Here is an 11,903-nt window from a genome sequence, read left to right on the forward strand (position 1 = left end):
AACTGCTTTTTAATAAACAGGAATGGAATAATGGATGTCGAATTAACTGAAATACTCGAAGCACTTTGTCAGCACGCACCATTCAATGAAATGGCCGACGATCCGCAACTCAATGATATGACGAAAGAGATAGAAATTCGTTATGTGCGCACAGGGGAGTGGGTCATTGCCCCAAGCGCCCCTAACAGTACGCTTTATTTTATTCGTAGCGGCGCGCTAGAAGTGCTCAGTAAGGAAAACAAGTTAATTCGACGCATGAATGAAGGCGAATTATTCGGCTATTATTCCTTGCTGCGTGGCGGTAAGTCTTCACAGTCCATGCGAACCATTGAAGACAGTTTATTGTATTGTATTCCGGCTCGATGGTTTCTTAAGCTCTACGAAGAAAACGATATCTTTTCTGACTTTTTTGAATTGGCACGCGAAGTTCGTTTACGTGTTGCGATGGAGTCACAAAACTCGGACGTATCTTTAATGACCTGCCCAGTGGTCAGTTTACTAAGACGACCGCCTATTAGCGCTGACATGAGCTCAAGCATTCGTAATGCTGCCCAAGTCATGGCCGAACACCGAGTTTCTAGCCTACTGATTACAGAAAATGATGAGCTAACAGGTATTGTCACCGACCGAGACTTACGTACCCGAGCCGTTGCTGAAGGACTTCCCTACGACACGCCAGTTTCTGAGATCATGACTCACGACCCTATTGTCATGGACAGCGGAGACTACGCCTCTGAAGCGGTGTTAAAGATGATGGAACGCAACGTTCACCATATTCCCATCGTCAAGAATGGTCGTCCTATTGGTGTGGTGAGTACAGGAGACATCATCCAAAAAGAAAGTCACGGCAGTGTGTATTTGATTAGTGATATTTATAAGCAAACCAGTATAGAAGGCTTACAAAGTATCAGCCGTAAGATGACGCACACCTTCACCCAACTTGTGCTCGCGGATGCCAATACACAAATGATTGGCAACGCGATGTCGCACATAGGCACTGCTTTTGTGAAACGACTGTTGCAACTAGCCGAAGAGAAATACGGCCCTCCGCCAGTACCTTATTGCTTTATCGCCCTAGGTTCACAAGCAAGAGAAGAACAAACCATTAAAACAGACCAAGACAATGCGCTGATTTTGAGTGACAAATACAATAAAAAACTACACGGCGAGTATTTTGAAGCCCTGACAGATTGGGTTTGTAATAATCTTGATAAATGTGGTTATGACTTATGCACTGGTGACATCATGGCATCGAATCCTCGTTGGCGCCAACCGCTCAGTGTTTGGAAAGATAACTTCAGTGAATGGATACAAAAACCTAAGGCCGAGGCGCTACTACGACTGTCTATCTTTTTTGATCTACGTGGTGTCTATGGCGATAAAACCCTTGCCCTACAGCTAAACCAGCACATACGTAAAGAGGCTCAAGAGCATTCGGGCTTTTTAACCTTTATGGCAAGAAATGCCAACCAACGTAAACCGCCTCTGGGCTTTTTCCGACAATTTGTGTTGGATGGCGAAGGCGAACAATCACGCACGTTCAATCTAAAAGAAAGAGGCATTGCGCCAATTATCGACATCGTTCGAGTTCATGCCCTAGCCTGCGGCAGTGACAAACTCAATACGTTAGAACGCATCGAAGATATAGAAGCGGCGGGCTTGTTGCCGAACGGGCGCGCTAAAGATCTTACGCTTGCTTTAGAAATGATTGGTATGATTCGTATTCAGCACCAAAAAGAACAAATCGAAAACGGTGAAGAACCAAATAACCACGTTAATCCTGAAAACCTGTCTTCTTTTGAAAAACGTAATCTTCGTGATGCTTTTCATATTGTTTCGCGCCAACAGGAGTTTATTAAATTCCGTTACGCAGGGAAGCGCAGCTAAATGGGAAAGTTATTAATGAAGAATCAGTCCAAAGAAGGCATTCAAGACTGGCAAGCGATGTTTGCCGAGTGGGCCGAAGAAGCTCCTGAAGGACCACTAAAACGCTATTATCAAGCGGGTATGATTGCGCCGCAAACGGCATTACAAGATACGCCTTTGCTAGCTTTAGATTTAGAAACAACTGGGCTTGATCCAAGCCAAGATGAAATCATCAGTCTTGGCTTAATTCCCCTCAGTCACAAAACCATTCGTTGCCAAGGCGCAAAATACTGGATGGCGAAACCTCAATGCTCATTGAATGCAGAGTCGGTCACCATCCACGAAATCACGCATTCGGAGCTGGAGGAAGCGCCGCGACTGCATGCGATTTTGGATGAAATTTTACTGGCACTGACCCATCAAGTCATCGTCGTGCATTGCGTTGCAATCGAACGTCAGTTTTTACTAGAAGCATCCATGAAGATTTACGGCTACCCGCTGTACTTTCCTGTGCTAGACACCATGGATATTGAACGCCAAGCCACTTTTAAACCTTGGTGGCAACGCTTTGGCAGACGCCCTTCTTTACGCTTAGACGCTTGCCGACAGCGATATAAACTACCGCGTTACAAAGCGCACCATGCGCTTACTGACGCCTTGTCATCGGCCGAATTACTGCAAGCGCAAATTTCTTACCACATGGATCCCAACGCCGATATTTCAAACTATTGGGTTTAATGGCTCCCGCTCGGCCTGCTGCTTGCGGTTACGCGAGCGCAGGCTCAGCAGACACGGATTCAACATGGTTAGATGCCGTAGGGCAGCTTTCACGAATCACCAATTCGGTTTCTAGCACGACGTCTTTAGCCTCTCGCAGCCCTAAAAATACCTCAGCAGCAACACGACCTTTTTCCACTGTGTGTTGGTGAATTGTCGTAATAGAAGGGTGAATATTAGCGCTTTCAGCAATGCCATCAAAGCCAACCACTTGCAGATCTTCTGGCACACGCAAGCCCATATGCAAAGCGGCTTGCACCGCCGCAATGGCAATACAATCACTCATGCACAAGAGTAATTGTGGACGTTTAGCCATAGTCAAAGCTTCACGGGCGGCCTGATAGGCTAACTTATGGTTGTTCTCAGGGATATTCCAAATATGCTCGGATGCAACCGACAGCTGATGTTCTGCCAAGGCATCAAAGTAACCATGCAAACGCTGAATCGAAATAGACGCGGCGCGATCAAACAACTCGTCTTCACGAATGCGACACACACGATCTGTCGCCAACAAACTCAAGCCCAAAATTGCCACAGCCTCAGGCTTATGTTGCAAAGCGTGGCTGGCAATTTGATAAGCGCCACTGTGATTTTCGATATTTACTGACGTTGTACCAGGAATAAAGCTATCCACCGTGATGATGTTTTTATTCGGCATCAACCAAGGCGCATTAATACATTGCTGTGGTTTGTGTCCATAAACAATAAAACCATCCACCATAGAAGATTGCATACGACTTTGTGCATCTTGCTCCACTTGATCAGAAGACAGTAGCAACATATTGTATTCGTTAGCTTCAAAGACTTCCGCCATACCCTTTAAAAATTGATTGGCAACCGGATCCGTTAAGCTGTAACTAAGATCATCAGACAAGACAATGCCGACGATTCCTGTACGGCCAGTACGCAGACTACGAGCCGCGGCATTAGGGCCAAAATAGCCCATTTTTTCGCACTCGCTTAAAATATTTTCACGCAACGTCGCCGACAGCTGGTCAGGGCGATTGAAAGCGTTTGAAATGGTCGCCGTGGAAACTTCTAATCGATCAGCAACGTCTTTTAAAGTCAGTTTTTTTATGTTTTTTGTCATACTAACTACTCGTAACCAGAAAGAGTTTCAACGAACAGGCTAATCCACACAAAGCGTGATTAGCCTGTTTCGTATTAACTCAATAAACTGCGCGCAATACGACTTAAGACAACTTAGCGTAAAACGCTTGATAAGCTGGCAAGGTCAAAATCTGACCGTCCAGAGTTGATTCAAAACCATGCCCCTGCAGCACTTCGGCAAGCTCTACGTTTAGCATCGCTTGCTGCGCTTCACTCGTCATGTTTAGCACTACCAGAAGGCGAACACCGTCGTATTCACGCACCAAAGCAATTAATTGCTCATTACCAAGATCAAGCTGCGACAATTCGCCATTCACTAACGCTGGTTGTTGCTGACGCCAATGAATCAGCTGACGAACCTTGTGCAACAAAGCATCAGGATTCGCTTCTTGTTCAGCCACACTCAACGGCAACTGCTCTTGAGAAACTGGTAACCAAGGCTCAACCGTAGAAAATCCACCCAATGTCGACTTATCCCACACCATCGGCGTACGACAGCCATCACGGCCTTTAAAAACAGGCCATAGCGGAATGCCATAAGGATCTTGAATGCGCTCAAACGGCACGTCAGCTTCAGGTAAGCCAAGTTCTTCACCTTGATACAAACAAACACTACCGCGAAGCGATACGATAAGCGCCAAAGCAATCAAAGGATACGCTTTGCCATCTTCGTCTGCGCCCCAACGAGTGCGAGAACGCACCACATCATGGTTTGATAACGCCCAACAAGGCCAACCATCGCCCACAATGTTATTCATGTCTGCCAAAGTTTTGCGAATGTATTCTGGAGAGTGGGGCTTATTTAAAAAGTCGAAAGTATAAGCCATGTGCAACTTATCACCGCCAGACGTGTATTCCGCCATGCGTTTCAGAGGGAAATCATCACCGATTTCGCCCACCATGGTACTACCTGGAAACTCATTCATCATGATGCGTAAATCTTTTAAGAAATCCAAGTTTTCTGGACGGCTAAGATCGTACACATGACGTTGATAAGTGTAAGGGTTATCGTGTGGCGCACCCATGGTTTTTGGCTCACCAGCTGGCACAGGTGGGTTGTCTTCCAAACCTTCACTGTGGAAATAGAAGTTCACCGTATCCAAACGGAAACCATCCACACCAAGCTCTAACCAAAAACGCATATTATCCAAATGCGCCTGACGAACTTCTGGGTTATGGAAATTAAAATCTGGCTGAGACTCTAAAAAATTATGCAAATAATACTGCAAACGACGGCTGTCCCATTTCCATGCACTGCCACCAAAGATAGACAACCAATTATTTGGCGGTGAACCATCTGGCTTAGGATCAGACCAAACATACCAGTCCGCTTTTGGGTTGGTTTTATCCTGACGACTCTCTTCAAACCAAGGGTGAACATCAGCCGAATGGCTAATCACCTGATCGATCATGACTTTTAATCCCAACTCATGGGAACGATCTACCAAGGCTTTAAAATCAGCCAACGAGCCAAACATAGGATCGATATCACAATAGTCTGATACGTCATAGCCAAAATCTTTCATTGGAGAAGTAAAGATAGGCGACAGCCAAATAGCATCTACACCAAGCGATGCAACGTAATCTAACTTACTTGTGATACCGGCTAGATCGCCAACACCGTCGCCATTTGCATCCATAAAACTACGTGGGTAAATTTGATAAATAATCCCACCTTTCCACCAGTTCAGATTGGTTGTCATCAAGACTCTCCAAAAAAGATAAAACGTGGGGCAACGCCATTGCATTGCCCCATTAAAATAACACTATGACTAGCAGTGCTAGTCACATACAAATTCATTAGCCTTTGCGCAAATAAGACTGCTCATTCTCATCGAACAAATGCATTTTTTCAGCAGGCGCAGATAAATACACTTTATCGCCTCGCTCAATATTCAATGTTCCAGCTTGCTTAGCAATAACCATCTCGTCAGCCCCTGGAATTTTTACATACAGCAAAGTGGCTTCACCAAGGGATTCCACAAAGGCCACCTCACCAGAGAAAAGGCTATCTTGTTCCGCAGACACAACGACCATATCTTCGGGACGAATACCAAAGAAGGCTGGTTTCGCTTGCTCACTTGATTCCGTCACGATAGGGGTTTGAATCGACGCAGAAGCTGACAAAGACACCAAGGTTTGTGCGCCAGTTTGCTCAATACGACAAGGTACGATGTTCATCGCAGGCGACCCTATAAATTTCGCCACAAAAACATTTGCAGGGTGCTCATAAAGCTCTAGTGGTGAACCAACTTGCTCAATGTCGCCGCCGGACAACAACACGATGCGATCCGCCAAAGTCATGGCTTCCACCTGATCATGGGTCACATAAATCATGGTTGAGTCAGGCATGCTGTCTTTCAAATTGGCGATTTCCATACGTGTTGCTACACGAAGCGCCGCATCCAAGTTAGATAAAGGTTCATCAAACAAGAAGACTTTTGGACGACGCACAATCGCACGGCCAATCGCCACACGTTGACGCTGCCCACCAGAAAGCGCCTTAGGCAAACGATCTAGATACGGCGTTAATTGCAGCATATCCGCGGCTTTACGAACTTGCTGGTCAATATCGGCTTTGCTTGTTTTAGCAATTTGCAAACTGAACGCCATGTTGTCATACACCGTCATGTGCGGGTACAAGGCATAGCTTTGAAACACCATCGCAATACCACGCAATGCTGGCGGCACGTCATTAACCACGACGCCATCAATTTCCAATGTACCAGCCGAGATTTCTTCTAACCCTGAAATCATGCGTAATAACGTAGACTTACCGCAACCTGATGGTCCGACGAAAACAATGAATTCGCCCTGCTTGATGTCCAGATTAATGTCTTTTAGTACTTCAACATTATTCGAATAAATTTTCTTAACATTGGTGAGTTTTACATCAGCCATGATTCTACTGCCTCAATCTAAATTCATACCTTTGGTGAGGAGCAAACGCTCGACTCACCTGCCTAGGTTTTGTTACTTCACCGAGCCTGCTAGCAAACCGCGCACTAAGTAGCGCTGTAAACCAAAGAAGACACACAAAGGAATAATAATGGTAATAAATGCCGACGCCGTTAGGATTTCCCAGTTGCCACCACGAGAACCAAGTAATTCACGAAGTTGACCTGTTAATACCATGTGATCCGCATCATTCCCTAGGAATACCATGGCTATTAGCAAATCGTTCCATACCCAAAGGAACTGGAATATGGCAAAGGACGCCAATGCAGGAAAAGACAGTGGTAAAACAATCTTACGGAAAATATCAAAGTCTGAAGCGCCATCCACACGCGCAGATTCAATAATTTCTCTTGGCAAACCAACAATATAGTTACGCAATAGATAAATCGCCAAAGGCAAACCAAACCCCGTATGCGCTAACCAAATCCCCACGTAAGTTTTCGACCCAACGCCAAAAAACTCACCAATCAAGTTATAGGTTTTCAACAGCGGAATCAGCGACATTTGCAGCGGCACAACCAACAAGCCCACCACAGCAGCCACCAGCAGTGCTCGGCCAGGAAAACGCATCCACGCCAACGCATAAGCCGCAAACGCCGCGACAAGAATCGGAATAATGGTCGCGGGAATAGTGACCGTTAACGAGTTGATAAACGACTTACCTAAACCTTCTGCGCTCAATACTTCACGATAGTTATCTAATGTAAAACGCGGGGGAATCTCAGCGGTATAGAAAATACGATCGCCACGAGAGCCTTGCCACTTTACAGGCGAAGAAAATACATAATCGCCATTTTCCATTACTTGCAAAGTCTCGCCTTTTTTAAGCTCAGCAACCTGACCAACGTCAAATTCATCCGGTCTTAAAGAGCTAGAACCAAACTGAGTTATTTCTCCTGGAGAGCCTTCAAAAAGATTACCGCGAATAACAAAACGATCACCTTCTTGTTCTTGTTTTTTCGGCTCGTGAGCACGCGCCACAAGTCGTTGTTCCGACGTCGATAGCGCTGTCCACCAGCCAGATGTAGACAGCTGGCTTTTATCGCGAATCGAAGAAATAAACAAACCCGCCGTCGGGATAGTCCAAATAATCACCAAGAACAAAACAGTCGCATGGACTAAAAACGTTAACGGAGTGCGTTTCGATGACGTAATCATATTAACGCCCCTCCATTTCGGCATTGGCGCGACGAATATTCCACACCATGATAGGGATAACCAGAACCATAATAACCAACGCAATCACCGCGCCACGACCAAAGTCGCCACCGCCATTAAACATCCAACTAAACATCTGATTAGCCAACACTTGAGTGCCCCATTGGGCATTGGTCATCGCCAAAACGATGTCGAATACCTTCAAAACCAAAATGGTAATCGTGGTCCAAACCACGGCGATGGTTCCCCAAATTTGCGGCACCATAATTTTGTAGAAGATTTGAAAGCCATTAGCGCCATCTAACACAGCCGCTTCAATCGTTTCATCTGGAATACCACGTAACGCAGCAGACAGAATCACCATGGCAAACCCAGTTTGAATCCAAATCAAGATAACCATCAGGAAGAAATTGTTCCAAATTGGAATGGTCAGCCATGTCTGAGGTTCACCACCAAAAAACACCACTAAAGCATTTAACAAACCAATTTGATCTTCGCCACCCGTACGAAAATCGTAAATAAATTTCCAAATAACCGACGCGCCCACAAAAGAGATCGCCATCGGCATGAAGATCAAACTTTTAGCGATATTGCCCCACCAAATACGATCCGTCATGGTCGCAATAATCAAGCCAAAAAAGGTTGCCGCCGTGGGTACAACAATTAACCACAGCATGTTGTTACGGAAAGATTCATAGAACTCATCACTGCCAAATAACCATGTGTAGTTTGCAAGACCAACAAAGTCTTCGCCGCTGCGGCCATAAAATGACAAACGAATGGAATCAATAACAGGATAAAAAAGATAAAACGTCAGCAGCAAAACCGCAGGGCCTAAAAACAACCAAGGGCGAATATTGTTCGCCACACGTAAATTGCGTGCGACCACAGCAGGCTCACCGCTTTTGGTTGGGAATATTTTATCTAAAAGGAAGTTTGAACCGTAAAAATACGCGGCACACCCCATAACTCCTAGAATCATGGTCACTAACGCCGAGGCAAGCTGTCCCATAGAATCTCCAAAATATATCAATGCAGTGACGATTAAAAAACGGCAACCGCTTTACTTATAAAACAAATACAAAAAGCCCTAGAGCGAATATTGCTCTAGGGCTTAACAAAGAATTACTTCAAGGCATCCCATGTTTTTTGGATGTCATGAGCCACTTCTTTGGCATCTTCACCACCAGTGTAATCAACCATTCCAGTCCAGAAAGAACCCGCACCGATTTTACCTGGCATCAAGTCAGACGCATCGAAACGGAACGTGGTTGCGTAGCGCAAAATCTCACCTTGTTTCTTCGCCGCTTCACTTGAGTATGTTTCTGGGTTTGCTTTCAAGTGGGCAGAGATAAAGCCAGTTTGTGCCATCCACAACTCATGAGCGATTGGCGAGCGAATGAAATCGATAAACGCACGAGCGCCTTTGGAGTCATTTGTCACGCTCATCAAGGTACCAGCACCCAATACTGGGTTACCTAAGTCTTTCGACGCGTAAGATGGGAAGTAGAAGAAGTCTGCATCTAGACCCAATTTCGTGCCTTCTGGAAAGAAAGCAGGAATAAACGACGCCTGACGATGCAAATAACATTTAGGCGGTGAAGCGAACAAACCTTTTGGACTATCACGGAAGTCTGTAGACGCAACCGCTCCGGCACCACCATCGACAAACTTATCATTACGTGCGAACCAGCCAAATTCTTCAATCGCCCCAACAACACGAGGATCATCGAATTTAATTTCATTCGTTACCCATTTGTCGTAAACCGATGCTGGCTGAGTACGCAACATAAGGTCTTCTACCCAGTCTGTTGCAGGCCAACCCGTTGCCGCGCCGGAACCCAAACCGATACACCAAGGCGTACCACCATCAGCGACGATTTGCTTGGTTAAGGCTTTTAGGCCTTCCATGGTATCAGGCACGTCATAACCAGCATCGTCAAAGTTATCTGGTGAGTACCAAACTAACGATTTCAAATCCGCACGATAAAACACACCGTAAAATTCTTTGTCGCCTTGCTTGTCTTTAAAAGTAGCTAGATCTACCCAAGACTGACCGGCGGCGTAGTCGTTTTTCACGCCATCTTTGACCTTATCGCTAAGTGGTGTCAAAAAGCCCTTCGCTGCTAAGTCAGCCGCTAAACCAGGCTGCGGGAAAACAGAAATATTTGGCGCACTGCCGGCTTGAGTATCAATCACGATTTGCTGTTCAAAAGAATCTGAACCTGCGTATTTCACTTTAGCGCCAGTGGCTTGTTCAAAGTAAGCGGCAACTCGTTCGAAGTTGGTTTTCTCATCACCAGTCCAAGGACCAAAAATAGAGATAGTTTCACCAGATAGCTTATTCGATTTTAGAGCTTCATAGCTGCTCCAACTAAAACGAGAATCTTCACCAGGCTTAAACATGAGGTCAGCTGCATGAACAGCATTTGCGGAAAGTGTCAGGGCTACCGCCATAGACAATAGAGATTTTTTCATCATTGCTCCTTACAGGCTCGCTTGGGAATCCCCTAGCACGCCTTTGTTTTTATTATCGTAGGTCGAAACAAGGTAAACATGTCTTCTATAAGGATTAAGAAGGAATTTGATTATTAACAAACAAAACCCGAGCTTCAAGCTCTTCACGACCTTAATATTGACTTAATTGTTTTTTAAATTTAGTAGATTCTTCAAAAAACGCGAATCTTATTTCATTCACCTTATCTGTATAAAAAAACAGCAAAAAGCGCTTTTAACTATAAATTCAGCCACTTGATGCACAATTTTTAATCATAAGCCAACCGTTTTGTACATTATTTTTGCGCATTTAAAGCGCCTTTTCAGACATAAAAAAAGCGTGGCTAAGCCACGCTTTTCATTTCGATTAACAAACTTAATAGTCTCTTAACCGTTTAACTAAAATCTGCTTTACGATTGCATCTCAATCTTATTCATTAAAACCGCTTTAATTGCGCTTCCGCCTCACCTAGCGAAGGCAAAGAAGGATAGGCGCCTAGTTTCGTCACAGAATCAGCACCGCAAGCCGCAGCAAAACGTACAATATCCACCAACTGCGACTGTGATAACGTCGCCAATGCAGCACGATCACCACCCTGTTCGGCCAATTTATAAAGCAATCCACCAACAAAGGCATCACCCGCTGCTGTAGTGTCTTTTACTTCCACTTTTGGCGTAATCACTTCACTTACACCATGAGTGGCCGTATAAAAGCGGATCGGGTTTCCACCATCCGTTAAGACAAACAAGGTCACACCCGCCGCAAGAGATTGCTCGATAAGAACAAATGGATCTTCCGCTAGCACCGCCAGTTCTTCAAGGCTGGCTTTCACCACATCGCCACTTTGCATCCAATCGATAACTCGCTGGCTATCCACTTGCCCATTTGGCCAAAGGTTCGTACGCAAGTTGACATCAATACTGACAATCCAATTCGCAGCACGAGCCATACTCACACCCGCCAAAGTGGCCTGAGTAATATCGGTATCCGTCAATGTATTTGAACAGGTATGGAAAACCCCTTGGCTATCCGCAAACCAAGCCGCTTGAAAATCGCTTTCACGGAATAAAATATCCGCAGAAGGACTACGGTAAAATTCAAAACTACGCTCACCTGTTTGATCCAAGCTCACAAAAGCCAACGCTGTTTTGGCTTCTTTGGTCATCAGCATATTGCCTGTATTCACACCGTAATCATCAAGAGACGTTTTCAAAAAATGACCAAACGCATCGTCGCCTACTTGGCCGACGAAATGACTGTTACCACCCAAACGAGCCACAGCCACAGCGACGTTCGCTGGCGCTCCACCTGGGAATTTAGTAAAAGATTCAAGCTCTCCTGCTTTAGTTGCTCCATTAGAAAGGAAATCGATCAAGGCTTCGCCGAACGCCATTACTTTTGTTGTCATTTTTGCGGTCTCTTTTTGGTTTGCAGACATAATCTACGCAGATAGAAATAAGGGTAGTCGAAAAATTATGCAGGGCCGAATACATTAAATCAATTTAATTTATTTAAAGGCAGTTCAATTCAACTCGTA

9 protein-coding genes are annotated in these 11,903 nt (G+C 45.1%); 2 read left to right on the forward strand and 7 right to left on the reverse strand.

The window, feature by feature from the left end:
* Positions 1-30: 30 nt before the first annotated feature.
* On the forward strand, positions 31-1,887 hold the full coding sequence (locus KDW99_RS19785; protein ID WP_255827181.1) for a DUF294 nucleotidyltransferase-like domain-containing protein: 1,857 nt from the start codon (positions 31-33) through the stop codon (positions 1,885-1,887).
* The gene (locus tag KDW99_RS19790) at positions 1,888-2,604 is read left to right on the forward strand and encodes a 3'-5' exonuclease (RefSeq protein ID WP_255827182.1); all 717 of its coding nucleotides are present in this window, start codon (positions 1,888-1,890) and stop codon (positions 2,602-2,604) included.
* Positions 2,605-2,632: 28 nt separating this feature from the next.
* Here KDW99_RS19790 and KDW99_RS19795 read toward each other — a convergent pair whose 3' ends face one another.
* From KDW99_RS19795 to KDW99_RS19825, 7 genes are all read right to left on the reverse strand, one after another.
* Positions 2,633-3,733: a LacI family DNA-binding transcriptional regulator gene (locus KDW99_RS19795; RefSeq protein WP_255827183.1), complete on the reverse strand. Its 1,101-nt coding sequence runs from the start codon at positions 3,731-3,733 to the stop codon at positions 2,633-2,635.
* 103 nt (positions 3,734-3,836) lie between these two features.
* Entirely contained in the window at positions 3,837-5,456 is a 1,620-nt protein-coding gene (locus tag KDW99_RS19800; protein ID WP_255827184.1) for an alpha-glucosidase family protein, read from the reverse strand.
* 97 nt (positions 5,457-5,553) lie between these two features.
* Complete coding sequence (locus KDW99_RS19805) at positions 5,554-6,654, reverse strand: ABC transporter ATP-binding protein (protein ID WP_255827185.1); 1,101 nt, start codon at positions 6,652-6,654, stop codon at positions 5,554-5,556.
* A 72-nt stretch (positions 6,655-6,726) separates the two neighbouring features.
* Positions 6,727-7,869 (reverse strand): carbohydrate ABC transporter permease, encoded by a 1,143-nt coding sequence (locus KDW99_RS19810; protein WP_255827186.1) that lies wholly within the window; start codon positions 7,867-7,869, stop codon positions 6,727-6,729.
* Position 7,870: 1 nt separating this feature from the next.
* Positions 7,871-8,881, reverse strand: coding sequence for a carbohydrate ABC transporter permease (locus tag KDW99_RS19815; protein ID WP_255827187.1), 1,011 nt, complete (start codon positions 8,879-8,881; stop codon positions 7,871-7,873).
* Between the two features lie 113 nt (positions 8,882-8,994).
* The gene (locus tag KDW99_RS19820; RefSeq protein ID WP_255827188.1) at positions 8,995-10,347 is read right to left on the reverse strand and encodes an ABC transporter substrate-binding protein; all 1,353 of its coding nucleotides are present in this window, start codon (positions 10,345-10,347) and stop codon (positions 8,995-8,997) included.
* A gap of 455 nt (positions 10,348-10,802) precedes the next feature.
* Positions 10,803-11,774: a carbohydrate kinase family protein gene (locus tag KDW99_RS19825; RefSeq protein WP_255827189.1), complete on the reverse strand. Its 972-nt coding sequence runs from the start codon at positions 11,772-11,774 to the stop codon at positions 10,803-10,805.
* Between the last annotated feature and the right edge of the window lie 129 nt (positions 11,775-11,903).

It is taken from the genome of Marinomonas rhizomae, from assembly GCF_024397855.1.
Classification (GTDB): Bacteria; Pseudomonadota; Gammaproteobacteria; order Pseudomonadales; family Marinomonadaceae; genus Marinomonas; species Marinomonas rhizomae_A.